Source organism: Actinocorallia aurantiaca (assembly GCF_039533685.1).
GTDB lineage: Bacteria > Actinomycetota > Actinomycetes > Streptosporangiales > Streptosporangiaceae > Actinocorallia > Actinocorallia aurantiaca.
On record NZ_BAAATZ010000029.1, the window covers coordinates 410,903 to 427,064 of the forward strand.

The following is a 16,162-nucleotide window of genomic DNA, read 5'->3' on the forward strand; positions in this document are numbered from 1 at the left end:
TGTGCCATAGGTTTTCTGGGCTCGTGTCGGGTTCAGCGCCGGAACACGACGGCCGCGACGGGCATCGCCGGGTTCTGGCGGCCCAGCAGCGACAGGGTGAAGCCGTGCCCGGACGCGACGCCGCACAACTCTCCCGGCTCGACCCGGACGCCGCGCGCCTCCAGGTCCGCGACGACCTCGGCGTAGGGGCGGCCCAGCAGCGGGACGCCGTCGAAGCACGCGGTGCCCTTGGCGCCCACGTAGCTGACGACCAGCGTCCTCAGCCGCTCGACCTCGTCGAACGTCAGGATCAGCCCGTGGTCGAAGTACCAGTCCCGGGCCGATCCGCCGTAGGCGGGGACGCTCTCCAGCGAGGGTCCCAGACGGGCGCGCAGCTCCCACCTGTCCTGTCCGAGCCGCACCGTCCGGGTGCCCTCGCCGGACACCAGCACGTGCTCGGTGACCGGCTCGACGCCGGGCTCCAGGGACATCCTGAGCAGGCCCTCCGAAGGGCTGCGCAGGAACACCCCGACCGACTGCACGCCCAGGGAGTCGTCCTCCGGGTCCACGGCGGCGAGGTCGAACCCGGCATCCGGGACCTCGCAGCCGGTGTCGCCGTCGACCACCCTGTGCCCTCGTCCCCGCAGGTCCGCGACGACCTTCCCGTAGGGGCGGCCGGTCAGCAGGACGCCGTCGTGATGGACCGGGGCGACGTCGTGGACCTCCAGGTGGAACAGCCGGTCCAGGTCGTCGTAGAACAGGGTCAGGTCGCCTTCGACGTAGTGGTCGCACACGCCGGTGTCCCAGACCGACTTGCGGAACGTCCGGACCTCTCCCACGGCGTCTCCGAGCGCTCGGGAGAACTGCCGGGTGATCTCTCGCCTGGTCCTGCCGAACAGGACGGGCTTGGCGTGGAGGCCCCCTATACCTGCGAAAGGCAGGATCTCCCACCCGAAAAGACTCACGCGGAGATGATGCCAGACAACCCTCGCGTCCAGGGGCGAGGGCGAGGCCGGGTAAGTTTCCACTTATAGGTCGAGGAGGTTCGATGTCGGTGAACGGATGGGGCGGAGCCCACTGGGTGGACCACGTGGCGCGGCACGCCTACACGCGTCCGGGCGGAATCGCGCTGCGGTTCGAAGGCGTCTCCACGACCTGGGCCGAACTGGACCGCAGGGTCCGCGCGCTGGCGGGCGGGCTGCACGCGCGGGGCGTGCGGCAGGGCGACCGCGTCGTGATGCTGATGACGAACCGCCCGGAGTTCGTCGAGACCGTCGTGGCGGTGAACCTGCTGGGGGCGATCGCCGTCCCGGTGAACTTCCGCCTGTCGGCGGCCGAGGCGTCCTACATCGTCGCCGACAGCGGCGCCCGGGTGATGGTCGCCGACAGCGGGCTGGCCCCGCTCGCGGCGACGGTGCGCTCGATCGGCGAGGAGCCGCTCGCCTGCCTGGTGACGGGGGAGTCCGCCGCCGAGGCGGGGCCGGACGCCGAACGGTACGGCGACGTGCTCGCCGAGGAGGCCGAGCCCCCGTCCGTGCGGATCGACGAGCGGGACACCGCGCTGATCATGTACACGTCGGGGACGACGGGCCGCCCCAAGGGCGCGATGCTCTCGCACCTCAACCTGCTCATGCAGTCGTTCACCCTCATCCGGGCGTGGCGGCTGTTCGGCGACGACGAGATCAACCTGTGCGCGTCCCCGCTGTTCCACATCGGGGCGATCGGCTCGGTGGCCCCGATGCTGATGGTCGGCGCCACCACCGTGATCCTGCCGAGCGGGCAGTTCGACGCCGCCGCGACCCTCGGGCTGATCGAGTCCGAGGGGGTCACCAGCGCGTTCCTCGTCCCGGCGCAGTGGCAGGTGCTGTGCGCCGGGACGTCGGCCTCCGAGCGCGCCCGCTCGCTGCGGACGATCAGCTGGGGCGCGGCGCCCGCCACGGTGACGCTGCTGGAGCGCATGGCCGAGGTCTTCCCGCACGCCTCCAACGTCGCGGTGTTCGGGCAGACCGAGATGTCCCCGGTCACCTGCGCGCTGGAGGCCCAGGACGCGCTGCGCAAGATCGGCTCGGTGGGCCGGCCGGTCGCGACCGTCGCGGTGCGGGTCGTGGACGCGGACATGAAGGACGTGGAGCCCGGCGAGGTCGGCGAGATCGTCTACCGGGGCCCGTCCACGATGTCGGGGTACTGGAACAACCCGGAGGCCACTGCGGAGGCGTTCGAGGGCGGCTGGTTCCACTCCGGCGACCTGGTGAGGGTCGACGAGGAGGGCTTCGTCTACGTCGTCGACCGCAAGAAGGACATGATCATCTCGGGCGGGGAGAACATCTACTGCGCCGAGGTGGAGAACGTGCTGGCCGCGCACCCGGAGATCGCGGAGGTCGCGGTGGTCGGGATGCCGCACGAGCGCTGGGGCGAGACGCCGCTGGCGGTGGTCGTCCCGATGCCCGGATGGCACGCTCCGACCGCGGCGGAGCTGGGCGAGTGGTGCCGGGACAGGCTGGCGTCCTACAAGAAGCCGACGGCGGTCGCCGAGATCGCGGAGCTGCCGCGCAACGCCTCCGGGAAGGTGCTCAAGCACGAGCTGCGCGCGAAGTACTCCGGCTGAACCGTCGGCAGGAGGCCGCCCCGGGCCGCCGGGGCGGTCCGCCGTCCGGTGACGGCGATCCAGAGGCCGGATATCGTGCGACTCGACTTGATCCTCCTCGGAACGGACTGATGCGGGATGAACGAGACGGCGATCCGTCCTCCGAGCGGCGTACCGATCCTGGAGGGGCGGCGGATCGGGCAGATCGGCGTCCTCGTCCCGGACATGGACGCGGCGCTGGTGTCCTACAGCGCGTTCTGCCCTCCGGGCCGGTGGCGGATGGTCGAGCCCTCCGGCCCGATGCCGGGCTCCACCTACCGGGGCGAACCCGGTAGTTTCGCCGTCCGGCTGGCCTTCGGCGGAGCCGACCCGGAGATCGAGCTGATCCAGTCGCTGCACGGGCCCAGCGTCTACAGCGAATGGCTCGACACGCGCGGGTACGGGGTGCACCACATGGCCGTCTTCGTCGACTCCCTCGAGGAGTCCACGCGGGTCATGGAGAGCGCGGGGTTCCCGGCGGTGCAGTCCCTGCTCGGCTACGGGCCCCGCAAGGACGGCGGATACGTCTTCTACGACACCGTCGCCGAACTCGGCTACTACCTCGAGGCGATCAGGCTCTCCAGCCGCTGACGTCCCGAGGCCGTGCTCCCATGCGGCACGGGCCCGGAGCAAAAGATCGACTCGCCGTTGGATGTGCGAGTCGGAGGCTTCCACTCTGGGGCACACTGGACATCGTGGACAGGGAGCAGATCGGGCGGTACCTGGCGAGAATCGGTGCGGCCAGGCCCGGCGAACCCGACCTCGAAGGCCTGCGCGCCCTGCAGTACGCGCACCTGCGGACGGTGCCCTTCGAGAACCTGGACATCCACCTGGACGAGCCGATCGTCCTGGAGGAGGCGTCCCTCTACGAGAAGATCGTCCAGCGGCGCCGCGGCGGCTTCTGCTACGAGTTGAACGGTCTGTTCGCCGCCCTCCTGCGCGCCCTCGGATACGAGGTGACGCTGCTGGCGGGCAGGGTGCGGGGCTCCGACGGCGTCCTCGGCATCCCCTACGACCACCTGACCCTGCGCGTCGACCTGGACGAGCCGTGGCTGGCCGACGTCGGCTTCGGGCACTTCACCGACGGCCCCCTGCGGCTGAACGCGCGGACCCCGCAGCACGACCCCGCCGGGGTCTACCGCATCGCCGAGAACGGGGACTTCCTGGAGGTCCACTCCGACGATGACTCCCTCCTCATCGACCCGCGCCCCGCCGAACTCGCGGACTTCACCGCGGCCTGCTGGTGGCACCGGACCTCTCCCGACTCGCACTTCACCCGCTCCCCGGTCTGCAGCCTCCGCACCGCCACCGGCCGCGTCACCCTCAGCGGCACCAAGCTGATCACCGCCGGGAACGGCGCCCGCACCGAGACCGTCCTCCCCGACGAGGCGTCCGTCCTGGCCGCCTACCGCGACCACTTCGGCATCGACATCGACCGCGCCCCGGCCCTGCGCAGAGCCTGACCGCCCCAGACGCCGACGGCATGTACGGCGCTGGCGGGATGCGGTCCGGCGGACGCCTTCAGCGCAAGCTCGCGGTGGCCGAGGCGAAAGCGTGGCGGAGGACGCGCTGGAACCGGTTCGGGTGCCTTGACGATATCGACGGGCACACTGTGTCATGATCGATTACTCTACGCGTCTTCTTTTGGGAGGGTCGTCATGCGTGTGCGTCTGGCCTGTGCCGCGGTCGCCCTGGGCGTCGGCGCTTCCGTGCCGGCGGGGGCGACCGGGGCTTCGGCGGGGCCGGCCCAGGTCGAACCCGGGGTCTACCAGATCGTCACGCCCGCGGGGCACTGCCTGAGCGGGACGGGCGAGGACGACCTGTCGCTGTGGCTCGGCCCCTGCGAGGGGGCCGGGTGGCGGGTGGAGGCCGGAGAGGGCGGCTACACGATCAGGCACGCGGTCACGGGCAGGTGCCTGGCGCCCTCGTTGCTGAGGATCTATCCGCAGCGGGTGGGCACCCGCGACTGCGGCGCCCTGGACGAGCGGTGGACGATCACCGTGATCGAGACGGCGGACGGGCAGGAATGGGTGCGGATCACCCGCCCGGACTACTACACCTCCCTGTCCTGGCTCAGCACCAGGGAACCCGTCTTCCTGCTTCCCCAGAGCCAGACCGGCGACCAGCGGTGGGCGCTCAAGAGGGTTTGACGGCATCAAAGAAAGAGGCTTCATGTTCGGTCGTCCAAGCCGTGCGCTGTCAGTGCCGGCGGCCTTCCTCGTCTCCGGCGCGCTCGCCTCGGGTGCCTCGGCGGCTCCGGAGGACCCGAAGGCGAGGATCGCGCCCGGAGTGTACGAACTCGTCGCCTCCACCGGGAAGTGCCTGCACAGCGATGACGGGGACCAGGCGATGGTGTCGGTCGGCGCGTGCGACACCAGATGGAGGATCGAGGACAACGACAAGGGCTACGCCGTCAAGCACTCGGTGACCGGCAACTGCCTCGCCCCGTCGCTGGCGGCGGTCTTCCCGCCGCATGTGGCGACGCGCTCCTGCGAGATCTCCGACCCCGTCTGGACCGTCCTGCGGACGGGGGCCGACGAGGTGACCGTCTCACTGGACGAGGGATTCGCCCTGCTCAGCTGGATGCGGGACTACCCGCTGACGGTCCTCGTCGACGAGGAGCCCGCCGGCGGCGGACAACGCTGGACGCTGCGCAAGAGCTGACGCCTCCGCTCGTTCCCTCGCGCTCGGCGCCGCCGCGGTCGTACGGCGGCATCAACCGATCGGCTGATGACAGGACGAGCGCTTCGGGTGATGCGGGCGGGTATCGCCTGAAGCGATCCTCGAAGCATGTCGATCATCGAAGTCAACGGCCTGCGCAAGGCCTACGGCGGCCGCCCCGTGGTGGACGGCGTCGCGTTCACCGTCGAGGAAGGGGAGATCTTCGGGATCCTCGGCCCCAACGGGGCCGGCAAGACCACGGCCGTCGAATGCGTGGAGGGCCTGCGCGAGCCCGACGCCGGCACCGTCCGCGTCGTCGGCCTCGACCCGCGCACCGACCGCGACGAGCTCACCCGGATCCTCGGCGTCCAGCTCCAGGAGAGCGAACTCCAGGAGAAGCTGACCGTACGGGAGGCCCTGGAGCTCTACAGCGCCTTCTACCCGAATCCGGCCGACTGGCATGAACTCGCCGAACGCCTCGGCCTCACCGGCAAGCTCACCACCCGTTTCGGCAACCTGTCCGGCGGCCAGAAGCAGCGCCTCTTCATCGCCCTCGCCCTCCTCGGCCGCCCCAGGGTCGTCGTCTTGGACGAGCTGACGACCGGCCTCGACCCGCGCGCCCGACGCGACACCTGGAAGCTGATCGAGGAAGTCCGCGACTCCGGCGTCACCGTCCTCCTCGTCACGCACTTCATGGAGGAGGCCCAGCGTCTCTGCGACCGCATCGCGGTGTTCAAGCAGGGACGCGTCGCCGCCCTCGACACCCCCGCCGGGCTGATCCGCCGCAGCGCCGGCGGCACCGTCATCTCGTTCTCCCCGTCCGAGCCCCTCGACGACGGTGACCTGTCCGGCCTGCCCGAGACCTCGGCTCTCGAGCGCCGGAACGGCCATCTCACCATCCACGGCACCGACACGACCGTCAACGCGGTCATCTCCCTGCTCGCCCGCCACCAGATCACCGCCCACCAGCTGCGGGTCGTCGACTCCACGCTGGACGACGCCTTCCTCGAACTCACCGAAGACCGGGAGAACTGACGTGTCCGTGTTCACCGCCGTCCTCAAGGCGGAACTACGGCTCTTCCTCCGCGAGCCGTTCAGCCTTTTCTGGATCGCCGTCTTCCCCACCATCCTGCTGACGATCCTGGGCCTGATCCCGTCGTTCCGGGAACCCGATCCCGGCCTGGGCGGGCGCCGGGTCATCGACCTGTACGTCCCGGTCAACGTGCTGATCGCCTTGATCATGGCCGGGATCCAGGTGCTGCCGCCCGTCCTGTCCGGATACCGCGAGCGCGGCATCCTGCGCCGCATGTCCACCACCCCCGTACGGCCCGCCTCGCTGCTGGCCGCGCAGATCGTCCTGCACTTCGCGGCCGCCCTGGGCTCGGCGCTGCTGGTCGTCGCCGTCGGCCGGATCGTCTTCGGCGTGGCGCTGCCCGGCCACCTTCCCGGATACCTGGCGGCGCTCCTCCTCGGCGCTCTCAGCGCGCTCGCGCTGGGCTCCGCGGTCACCGCGGTCACGCCCACCGTCAAGGCCACCACAGTGGTCGGCTCGGTCGTCTTCTTCCCGATGATGTTCTTCACGGGCGTGTGGATCCCCGTCCAGACCATGCCCGACCCGATGCGGAACGTCGTCGAGTACTCCCCGTTCGGCGCCGCATCCCAGGCCCTCGACCAGGCCGCCGAGGGCGGCTGGCCCGATCTGGCGCATCTCGGCGTCATCGCCGCCTGGGCCGTCGTCCTGATCACCGTCGCCGTGCGCTGGTTCCGGTGGGAATAAGGGAAAATATTCCGATGACGACGCTCCAGGAGCAGTGGGAACGGTTCCACCGCTGGGGGCCTTTCGGCCTGCTGCTCCTGGCCACCCTCATGGCCCTGCTCATCCGGGAAGAGGTCATGTCGCCCGCGGAGGAGCGGACGGCCGTGCCGCTCCTCCTCACCGCTCTGGCCCTCCAGATCCTGCACGCCACCGGGAAGGTCCCCGGCCCCCTCTACTACTGGATCCGCACCCCCATCGCGTTCGTCCTCACCTGGCTGAACCCCTTCTTCTGCATCTACGTCGCCCTCGGATACTTCGACTCCCAGTACTACCTGTCCGGCCGCTGGGCCCTGGCCGGATCGTTCGTCACGGTGTTCACCATGGCCGGAGCCCAAGCGGGCGGCCTCCCGCCGGAGGACTTCGGCCAGGTGGCCGCGTTCGTCGGCCTCTTCGTCCTGAACTCCGCGCTCGTCTTCATCTTCACCGGCCTCGCCGAGAGGGAGGTCGATCAGGCCCGCGTCCAGGCGGAGACCATCACCGAACTCGAACGGACCAACGCCCGCCTGGAGCAGGTCCTCGCCGAGAACGCGGGTCTTCAGGCCCAACTCCTCGTCCAGGCGCACGAGGCCGGTGTGAGCGACGAGCGCCGCCGCCTGGCCGCCGAGATCCACGACACCATCGCCCAGGGCCTGACGGGCGTCATCACCCAGCTCCAGGCCGCCGAGGACAACGAGCACGTCCGCCGCGCCACCGACCTCGCCCGAGAGAGCCTCCGCGAGGCCCGCCGCTCCGTACAGGACCTCGCGCCCACCCGCCTGGAACACGGCACGCTCCCCGAGGCCCTCCAGGAGGTCGCCGACGGCAGGGCCCACCTCACCGTCACCGGCACTGCGGAACCCCTGCACGACGAACTCGAGGCCGCCCTCCTGCGCATCGCCCAGGAAGCCCTCGCCAACGCCACCCGCCACGCGCACGCGAACCGCATCGGCGTGACCCTCTCCTACATGGACGACGAAGTGACCCTCGACATCCGCGACGACGGCCGCGGCTTCACCCGTCCCTCCCGCGGCTTCGGCCTGACCGCCATGCGCGAACGCGCCGAACGCGTCGCCGGCACCTTGGAGATCGAGTCGGAGCCCGGCCGGGGCACGGCCGTCTCCGCCCGCGTACCGTTGATCCGCCATGCCTGACATCACCCTGCTGATCGTCGACGACCATCCCGTCGTCCGGAACGGACTGCGCAGCATGTTCGCCGCGGCCCCCGGCTTCGAGGTCCTGGCGGAGGCCGCCGACGGCCGCGAAGCCGTGGCCCTCGCCGAAGACCTCCGTCCCGACGTCGTCCTCATGGACCTCCGGATGCCCGGCGGAGGCGGTGTGGCGGCCATCGCCGAACTCACCCGCCGGGGCCTGCCCTGCAAGGTCCTCGTCCTCACCACCTACGACACCGACACCGACACGATCCCGGCGATCGAGGCCGGCGCCACCGGCTACCTCCTCAAGGACGCCCCCCGCGACGAACTCTTCGACGCCGTCCGCGCCGCCGCCGAAGGCCGCACCGTCCTGTCCCCGGACATCGCGGCCCGCCTGGTCACCCGCGTGCGCGAGCCCCGCAGCGGATCCCTGAGCACCCGCGAACTGGAGGTCCTGCGCCTGGTCGCCCGCGGCACCGGCAACCGGGAGATCGCCACCGAACTCTTCATCAGCGAGGCCACGGTCAAGACCCACCTCACCCACATCTACACGAAACTGGGCGCCAAAGACCGCGCCGCGGCAGTGGCCACCGCCTACGACAAGCACCTGCTGCCCTGACGGGGCCCGGTGCTCACCGCACATGCGGCGAGCACCGCACCGCCTCGTGATCGGCTCCGCCCCACGCCTCCCCGAGGGCCCGCCACCGGGACCGGTCAGCCGCCGCGGGGCTTGCCGAACTCCTCGATCAGCACGGGATACTGCTCACCGCCGTGTCCGGCGGCGATCGAGCGGTCGGCCATCTCCTTGATCAACTTCGGCAGTTCGGCGTTGACGCCCACCGCCTCGCTCTCCTCGATCAGGTGCGCCATCGCCCGCGCGTCGGTCTCCAGGGCCGAGACCTCGGCGGGGAAGGAGCCGCTGTCGATCTGCTCGGCGTACCCGGGCAGCCATCCGGCCACCTCGGCGGCGATCTGCTGCGCGAACGGCGCATACGTCGCGGCGTCGACACCGGCCGTCCTGAGCAGGGCGGTGCCCTGGAGCCAGGCGTTCAGGACGCTCCACATCATGGCCAGGCCGGCCACGTCGTACAGGGACGCCAGGCCGTGGTCCGCACCGAGGTAGGTGACGGTGCCGAGCACGTCGAGTGTCGACTTGTGCGCCTCGAACTCCGGCTGCGGCCCGCTGTTCAGGATCACCGCCTCGGCGGTCCCGATCGCAGGCGGGACGGCCATGATGGCGCCGTCCAGGTAACGGGCGCCGCGCTGCTCGGCCCATCGGGCGGTCTCCCTGGCCTGGGCCGAGTCGCCCGAGGTCAGATTGATCAGCGTCGTGCCGTCCAGCTCGACGTCGCTCGCGCCGAGCAGTTCGTGCACGGCCCGGTAGTCGGTGACGCAGATGATCGCCAGGGAACCCGCCCTGAGCGCGTCGCCGACCGTCGGCGCCAGTCGTGCGCCCTCGGCCACCAGCTGGTCGGCCTTGGAGGTCGTACGGTTCCACACGGTCGTGGGGTGCCCGGCTTTGAGGAACGCGCCGGCGAGTGCCCGGCCCATCAGTCCGAGTCCGATGACCGTCACGGGTGTATCGGTTCTGTTGCTCATGGCACCATCGTCAACGTTGATACCGGTATGAAGGTCAAGTGAGGTTTCGATGCGGATCGGGGAACTGGGGCGCCGGACGGGCGTCAACGCCCATCAGCTGCGCTACTACGAGGCCCAGGGCCTGCTGGAGGCGGAGCGCGGCACGAACGGCTACCGCGAGTACGACGAGAACGCCGTGCTGCGGGTGAAGCAGATCCGGCACCTGCTCGGCGCCGGTCTGTCCTCTGAGGACATCGCGTACCTGCTGCCCTGCGCGCTCGGAGAGGCCCCGGAACTGCTCGGGTGTCCCGAGCTGCTGACCGCGATGCGGTCGCGGCTGCAGCGGCTGGACGATCAGATGGACAGGCTCGCTCAGTCCCGCGACGCTCTCGCCCGGTACATCGACGCGGCCGCCCGAACGGGCGAACAGGACTATCCGCCCTCTGGCGATGCCTGCCGGGAGTCCGTCCCCGCCTGAGCAGCCGGGGCGCCGGCCTACGGCCCGAGCAGGCCGCCGCTCGCGTCGATCTCGTCCGCCTCGACGAGGAGACGGGCGCCGTCCGGCAGGACCACCGTCCACAGTCCCGGCGGCTCGTCGTCGCCGTACAGAACATAAGCGTCGAAACGGGCAGCGAACCTTCTGGTGAACTCCCGGCGGCCGACCCGGTCGGCCAGGCGGCCCTCCACGCCGACCTCGAAGCTCATGGCGAAGTGCCCGGACGCCGGGGCGTGCGTACAGAAGACGGCGTACACCACGTCCTCCGGAACGTCCCGCAGGGCCTCGTCGACCAGGTCGGTGCGGGAGATGAACAACTCGGGCTCGCCGATCTCGAAACAGTCCAGCAGGAAGGCCCGCAGTTCACTCTCCGGGACCAGGCGGGAAGACAATCCGTCGTACCCCGTGGGCTGCGCCTCCGCCATGGCGCCACCCTACGCGGCCCCTTCCGGAGACCCTGCCCGCCGATGCGCGTCGAGCGGCTGCAGAAATCCGGGTGGCGGGATCTGCGGCCGACGTCCCGGGCCCGCCATGTTTTTCTTGTAGAAGATAGTATTCATCGTATAGTTGGGTTGGATGAGCGCGGCGGGGGCGGAGCAGAGCCCGCGCCGGGCGGTGGGGTCTGAGGCCCCGCCGCCGGGGGCCCCGCTCCGCCGAACGTTCTCGACCTGGGGGTGGACCGTGCAGCTCCGGCAACCGCGGCTGGCGGAGATGGTCGCCGCCATCCTGCGGGACCGCATCCTGAGCGGGGAGCTCAAGAACGGGGACGAGCTGCCCGCCCAGGACGAGCTGCTGCGGGAGTTCCAGGTCAGCAGGCCCTCGCTGCGCGAGGCGCTGGGGATCCTGGAGGCCGAGGGGCTGATCACGGTGCAGCGCGGCAACAAGGGCGGCTCGGTCGTGCACGTGCCGACCGCCGCCAACGCCGCCTACATGATCGGCCTGGTCATGCAGTTCCAGCAGACCTCCTACGCCGACGTGGGCGAGGCGCTCAAGCGGCTCGAGCCGGTCTGCGTGTCGCTGTGCGCGCTGCGGGACGACCGGGCCACCGAGGTGCTGCCGCAGCTGCGGCTGATCCACGAGCAGACGCTCGAGGCCGTCGACGACGAGGTGGAGTTCACCCGGGTCACCCGCCGCTTCCACGAGGCGCTGGTCCAGCTGTGCGGCAACCAGACGCTGATCCTGATCACCGGGACGCTGGAGTCGCTGTGGGCCTCCCAGGAGCAGGCGTGGGCGTCCAAGGCGCTGGAGGCCGGGGACTTCCCCGACGTGGCGCGCCGCGAGACCGGCATCCGCGCCCACGAGCGCATCATGCGGCTGATCGAGCGGGGCGAGGTCGAGCAGCTCGAGGGGTTCGCCCGGGTTCACCTGGACAACACCATGCGCTACGGGCTCGCCCCCGGCGCGTCCGTGGTCTCCTCGCAGTCCCTGAAGAGCCGCCTCCCGTAGGAGGCGGCCCCGCGGGACGTCGTCAGCTGAGGCGTTCGATCACCATGGCCATGCCCTGGCCGCCGCCGACGCACATGGTCTCCAGGCCGAAGGTGCCGTCCTTCTCCCGCAGCCCGTTGATCAGGGTGCTGGTGATGCGGGCTCCGGTCTGGCCGAACGGGTGGCCGAGCGCGATCGCGCCGCCGTGCACGTTGACCTTGTCGAGGTCGATGCCCAGCTCCTGGTAGGAGGGGACGGCCTGGGCGGCGAACGCCTCGTTGATCTCCACCAGGTCGAGGTCGGAGACGGTCAGGCCGGCCCGCGCCAGGGCGCGGCGGGAGGCGTCGACCGGGCCGAGGCCCATGATCTCGGGGGAGAGGGCGGAGACGCCGGTGGAGACGATGCGCGCCAGCGGGGTGAGGCCCAGCTCGGCGGCCTTGGTGTCGCTCATGATGACCAGGGCGGCGGCGCCGTCGTTGAGGGGGCAGCAGTTGCCCGCGGTGACGGTGCCGTCCTCGCTGAACACCGGCTTGAGCCCGGCGAGGGACTCGGCGCTGGTGGAGGGCCGCGGGGAGTCGTCGGTGGAGACGACGGTGCCGTCGGGCAGCTCGACGGGGGTGATGTCCCGCTCGTAGAAGCCCGAGGCGATGGCCTGCGCGGCCAGGGTCTGGGAGCGCAGCGCGAACTCGTCCTGCTCGGCGCGGGAGACGCCGCGCAGCCCGGCGACGTTCTCGGCGGTGCGGCCCATGGCGATGTAGACGTCGGGCAGCTCCCCGGCCTGGCGGGGGTCGTCCCACTTGCCGGCGCCGGTGCGGGCGCGGGCGTCGGCGAAGGCCGGGTGGTGCCAGCCGAAGTCGGCGGCGGTGCCGGCGTCGACCGGGGGCCGGTCGCTGGTGCCCTTGGCGTAGTTGCTCACCGACTCGGTGCCGGCGGAGATGACGATGTCGGCCTCTCCGGCCTTGATCGAGTGCAGGGCCATCCGGGTGGTCTGCAGCGACGAGGAGCAGTAGCGGGTGACGGTGACGCCGGGGACCTGGTCGTAGCCGAGCAGGACGGACACGACGCGGGCCATGTTGAAGCCCTGCTGGCCGCCGGGCGAGCCGCAGCCCAGGATCAGGTCGTCGATGTCGTCGGGCGACACCTGCGGCACCTTGGCCAGCGCCGCGGCGATCATCCGCGCGGCGAGCTCGTCGGCGCGCAGGTCCTTCAGCGAGCCCTTGTAGGCGCGGCCGATCGGGGATCGGGCGGTGGAGACGATCACTGCCTCGGTCATGGTGCTCCTCCTGGTTGCTTGTTTCTATGAAGATAGCTATCTTCTAAAAGAAAGACGAGTCAAAGGTGGCGGAGTCTCCTAGATCCCTCGAAAGCGGGCAGATCAGGTCGGCCGTCACAGGAGGGCACCCTCATCTTGGAGGGGCTCCACCGAAGATGAAGTGGGGGATACCGATGAGCGGGATGCTCACCGACAAGGTGGTGCTGGTGACCGCCGCCGCCGGAGCCGGGCTGGGCTACGCCACCGCCCTGAGGTGCGCCCAGGAGGGCGCCCGGCCGGTCATCAGCGACATCCACGAGCGCCGCCTGGCCGAGGCCGCCGAGCGCCTGGCGAAGGAGACCGGCGCCGACCCGATCGCGATCCCCTGCGACGTCAGCGACACCGCGCAGGTCGACGCCCTGGTCGAGCAGGCCGTGGAGCGGGCCGGACGCATCGACGTGCTGGTCAACAACGCCGGCATGGGCGGCGACCAGGCCGTGGTCGAGATGACCGACGCCGAGTGGGACAAGGTCATCGACATCAGCCTCACCAGCGTCTTCCGCGTCACCCGCGCCGTGCTGCGCCACATGCTGCCGCGCGAGTCCGGCGTCATCGTCAACCTCGCCTCGGTCTCCGGCTGGCGCGCCCAGGAGCGCCAGGCCCACTACGCCGCCGCCAAGGCCGGCGTCATGGCCTTCACCCGCTGCGTGGCGATGGAGGCGGCCCCGGCCGGGGTCCGCGTCAACGCCGTGGCCCCCAGCCTGGCCATGCACCCCTTCCTGGAGAAGACCGTCAGCGCCGAACTGCTGAAGGAGCTGACCTCCAAGGAGGCGTTCGGCCGGGCGGCCAGCCCCGAGGAAGTCGCCAACGTGGTGCTCTTCCTGGCCAGCGATCTGTCGTCGTACATGACCGGCGAGGTCGTGTCGGTCAGCAACCAGCACCCGTGAGAGAGAACCTGAGGACCGAGGGGAACCCCTGATGGATCTGGATTTCACCCCAGAAGAGGAGAAGTTCCGCGCCGAGGTGCGGGAGTGGCTGGAGGCCAACGTCCCGGCCGAGCCGCTCGCCTCCTTCGACACCGCAGAGGGCTTCGCCGCCCACCAGGAGTGGGAGGCCCGCCTGCACGGCGCGGGCCTGTCCGTGGTGACCTGGCCGGTGGAGTACGGGGGCCGCGAGGCGTCCCTCACCGAGTGGCTGATCTTCGAGGAGGAGTACTACCGGGCGGGCGCGCCGGGCCGGGTCGGCCAGAACGGCATCTACCTGCTGGCCCCCTCCCTGTTCGAGTTCGGCACCCCCGAGCAGAAGGCCCGCTTCCTGCCGCCGATGGCGAGCGGCGAGGAGGTCTGGGCGCAGGGCTGGTCGGAGCCCGAGGCCGGCAGCGACCTGGCGAACGTGCACAGCCGCGCCGAGAAGGTCGACGGCGGCTGGCTGGTGAGCGGCCAGAAGACGTGGAGCTCCCGCGCGGTGCACGGCCACTGGCTGTTCGCGCTGGTGCGCACCGACCCCGACTCCGTGCGCCACCACGGCCTGACCTACTTCCTCCTCCCGCTGAACGCCCCGGGCGTGACGGTCCGCGGCATCCACCAGCTGGACGGGTACGCCGGGTTCGCCGAGGTGTTCCTGGACAAGGTGTTCGTCCCCGACGACCAGGTGCTGGGCGAGGTCGGCCAGGGCTGGAAGGTCGCGATGTCGACCACCGGCTCCGAGCGCGGCCTGACCCTGCGCTCGCCGGGCCGCTTCCTGGCCGCCGCCGACCGCCTGGTGGACCGGGCCCGCGAGGCCGGCCCGCTGGACGACGGGCTGCGCGAGGACGTCGCCGACTCCTGGATCAGGGCGCGGGCCTACCAGTCCTACACCTTCCAGACCCTCACCCGGATCCTGGACGGCGAGAGCATCGGCCCCGAGTCCAGCATCAACAAGATCTTCTGGTCGGAGATGGACCTGAGGCTGCACGAGACCGGTCTGCGGCTGCTCGGCCCGGCCGGCGAGCTGGTCGAGGGCGCTCCCGAGGCGGTCGACGGCGGGCGGTGGGCGGACGGGTTCCTGTTCGCGCTGGCCGGCCCGATCTACGGCGGCACCAACGAGGTGCAGCGCAACATCATCGCCGAGCGGGTGCTGGGCCTGCCGAGAGAACCGAGGAGCAAGCGATGAGACTGGGCCTGACCCCCGAGCACAAGCAGTTCGGCGACGCCGTCGCCGGTCTCCTGGAGGCCCACGGCGGCGCCGAGGACGTGTGGGAGCGCCTGGCCGGGCTGGGCGTGCCCGCGGTGCTCGTCCCCGAGGAGCACGAGGGCGCCGGAGGCGACGAGGTCGACCTGCTGGCCGTCCTGGAGCAGGCCGGCCGCGCCGCGCTGGGCGAGCCGGTGGTGGAGGCCGCGGTGGCCGCCCGCCTGCTGTCGGGCATCGGCGGCGATCTGGCCGCCGAGTGGCTGCCGAGGCTGGCGTCGGGCGAGGCGCTGGTCGTCGCGGCCCCCGGCCCCTACGTTCCGCACGCCGACCGGGCCGGGCTGGTCCTGGTCGGTGAGGGCGGCGCCTGGTACGCGGTGGAGCCGGAGGCCGGTTCGCTGACCGTCCAGCGGTCCCTGGACCCGCTGCGCCGCCTGTCGGCGGTGCGGGTGCCCGAGGGCTCCGTCCCGGTGGCCGAGGGCGCTCTGGCCGCCGAGGCCTTCGACCGCGGCGCGGCGCTGACCGCCGTCCAGCTGGTGGGCGTGGCCCGCCGCCTGGTCGACTTCGCGGTGCGCTACGCCGGCGAGCGCAGCCAGTACGGCCGCCCGATCGGTTCCTTCCAGGGTCTGCAGCACCAGATCGCCGACGCGCTGGTGGACGTGGAGTTCGCGCGTCCGGCGGCCTACAAGGCGGCCTACGCGCTGGCGAAGGGCGAGGCGGAGGCCTCGCTGGACGCCTCGGGCGCCAAGGCCCTGGCCTCGGACGCCGCCCTGCACGCGGCGAAGGTCTCGCTGCAGGTCCACGGCGCGATCGGCTACACCATGGAGCTCGACCTGCACCGCTGGCTGCGCCGCGCCTGGAGCCTGGCCTCGGCGTGGGGCGACGCCTCCCACCACCGCCGCGCGGTGGCCGCGAAGCTGATCGGCTGACGGCTTCGCAGTGTCAGAGCCGGAGCACGCCGCAAGGCGTGCTCCGGCTTCTGCGTGTCGTGGGGGGCCGGCCGGGCCGCGGCCGTCTGGAGCGCGTCGCCGTCCGC

At 71.3% G+C, this 16,162-nt stretch carries 18 protein-coding genes; 14 read left to right on the forward strand and 4 right to left on the reverse strand.

Annotated features, from left to right (window positions below):
• Positions 1–32: 32 nt before the first annotated feature.
• Positions 33–944 (reverse strand): hypothetical protein, encoded by a 912-nt coding sequence (locus ABD327_RS29905; RefSeq protein WP_344455309.1) that lies wholly within the window; start codon positions 942–944, stop codon positions 33–35.
• 83 nt (positions 945–1,027) lie between these two features.
• Here ABD327_RS29905 and ABD327_RS29910 point away from each other — a divergent pair, with 83 nt between their 5' ends.
• The 9 genes from ABD327_RS29910 (at position 1,028) to ABD327_RS29950 (ending at position 8,828) form a co-directional block, all read left to right on the forward strand.
• Positions 1,028–2,584 (forward strand): long-chain-fatty-acid--CoA ligase, encoded by a 1,557-nt coding sequence (locus ABD327_RS29910; RefSeq protein WP_344455311.1) that lies wholly within the window; start codon positions 1,028–1,030, stop codon positions 2,582–2,584.
• Between the two features lie 117 nt (positions 2,585–2,701).
• On the forward strand, positions 2,702–3,193 hold the full coding sequence (locus ABD327_RS29915) for a VOC family protein (RefSeq protein WP_344455313.1): 492 nt from the start codon (positions 2,702–2,704) through the stop codon (positions 3,191–3,193).
• Positions 3,194–3,297: 104 nt separating this feature from the next.
• A complete protein-coding gene (locus ABD327_RS29920; protein ID WP_344455315.1) occupies positions 3,298–4,065 on the forward strand; it encodes an arylamine N-acetyltransferase family protein in 768 nt (255 codons plus the stop codon).
• Between the two features lie 195 nt (positions 4,066–4,260).
• Positions 4,261–4,752 carry a hypothetical protein gene (locus tag ABD327_RS29925; RefSeq protein WP_344455317.1) on the forward strand — a complete coding sequence of 164 codons (492 nt, stop codon included), beginning with the start codon at positions 4,261–4,263 and terminating at the stop codon, positions 4,750–4,752.
• 22 nt (positions 4,753–4,774) lie between these two features.
• Complete coding sequence (locus ABD327_RS29930; protein WP_344455319.1) at positions 4,775–5,266, forward strand: hypothetical protein; 492 nt, start codon at positions 4,775–4,777, stop codon at positions 5,264–5,266.
• Between the two features lie 126 nt (positions 5,267–5,392).
• Positions 5,393–6,298, forward strand: coding sequence for an ABC transporter ATP-binding protein (locus ABD327_RS29935; protein ID WP_344455321.1), 906 nt, complete (start codon positions 5,393–5,395; stop codon positions 6,296–6,298).
• 1 nt (position 6,299) lies between these two features.
• Positions 6,300–7,040, forward strand: a complete 741-nt coding sequence (locus ABD327_RS29940; protein WP_344455324.1) for an ABC transporter permease — start codon at positions 6,300–6,302, stop codon at positions 7,038–7,040.
• A gap of 14 nt (positions 7,041–7,054) precedes the next feature.
• Complete coding sequence (locus ABD327_RS29945; protein ID WP_344455326.1) at positions 7,055–8,209, forward strand: ATP-binding protein; 1,155 nt, start codon at positions 7,055–7,057, stop codon at positions 8,207–8,209.
• Positions 8,202–8,828, forward strand: a complete 627-nt coding sequence (locus ABD327_RS29950) for a response regulator (RefSeq protein WP_344455328.1) — start codon at positions 8,202–8,204, stop codon at positions 8,826–8,828. Before ABD327_RS29945 ends, ABD327_RS29950 begins: the two co-directional genes overlap by 8 nt.
• Before the next feature lie 95 nt (positions 8,829–8,923).
• On the opposite strand, the gene ABD327_RS29955 is transcribed toward ABD327_RS29950, so the two are convergent.
• Positions 8,924–9,808, reverse strand: coding sequence for an NAD(P)-dependent oxidoreductase (locus ABD327_RS29955; RefSeq protein ID WP_344455330.1), 885 nt, complete (start codon positions 9,806–9,808; stop codon positions 8,924–8,926).
• A gap of 49 nt (positions 9,809–9,857) precedes the next feature.
• Here ABD327_RS29955 and ABD327_RS29960 point away from each other — a divergent pair, with 49 nt between their 5' ends.
• Positions 9,858–10,265: a MerR family transcriptional regulator gene (locus ABD327_RS29960; protein ID WP_344455332.1), complete on the forward strand. Its 408-nt coding sequence runs from the start codon at positions 9,858–9,860 to the stop codon at positions 10,263–10,265.
• Between the two features lie 17 nt (positions 10,266–10,282).
• On the opposite strand, the gene ABD327_RS29965 is transcribed toward ABD327_RS29960, so the two are convergent.
• On the reverse strand, positions 10,283–10,708 hold the full coding sequence (locus ABD327_RS29965; RefSeq protein ID WP_344455334.1) for a hypothetical protein: 426 nt from the start codon (positions 10,706–10,708) through the stop codon (positions 10,283–10,285).
• A gap of 256 nt (positions 10,709–10,964) precedes the next feature.
• Between ABD327_RS29965 and ABD327_RS29970 the strand changes: the two genes are divergently transcribed.
• The gene (locus ABD327_RS29970; RefSeq protein ID WP_344455336.1) at positions 10,965–11,729 is read left to right on the forward strand and encodes a FadR/GntR family transcriptional regulator; all 765 of its coding nucleotides are present in this window, start codon (positions 10,965–10,967) and stop codon (positions 11,727–11,729) included.
• A gap of 22 nt (positions 11,730–11,751) precedes the next feature.
• Here ABD327_RS29970 and ABD327_RS29975 read toward each other — a convergent pair whose 3' ends face one another.
• Positions 11,752–12,981, reverse strand: coding sequence for an acetyl-CoA C-acetyltransferase (locus tag ABD327_RS29975; RefSeq protein WP_344455338.1), 1,230 nt, complete (start codon positions 12,979–12,981; stop codon positions 11,752–11,754).
• Between the two features lie 155 nt (positions 12,982–13,136).
• Between ABD327_RS29975 and ABD327_RS29980 the strand changes: the two genes are divergently transcribed.
• The 3 genes from ABD327_RS29980 to ABD327_RS29990 are packed head-to-tail and all read left to right on the forward strand — an operon-like array spanning position 13,137 to position 16,055.
• Entirely contained in the window at positions 13,137–13,907 is a 771-nt protein-coding gene (locus ABD327_RS29980; protein WP_344455339.1) for an SDR family oxidoreductase, read from the forward strand.
• Positions 13,908–13,938: 31 nt separating this feature from the next.
• Positions 13,939–15,111, forward strand: coding sequence for an acyl-CoA dehydrogenase family protein (locus tag ABD327_RS29985; protein WP_344455340.1), 1,173 nt, complete (start codon positions 13,939–13,941; stop codon positions 15,109–15,111).
• On the forward strand, positions 15,108–16,055 hold the full coding sequence (locus tag ABD327_RS29990; protein WP_344455341.1) for an acyl-CoA dehydrogenase family protein: 948 nt from the start codon (positions 15,108–15,110) through the stop codon (positions 16,053–16,055). Before ABD327_RS29985 ends, ABD327_RS29990 begins: the two co-directional genes overlap by 4 nt.
• Positions 16,056–16,162: the final 107 nt, after the last annotated feature.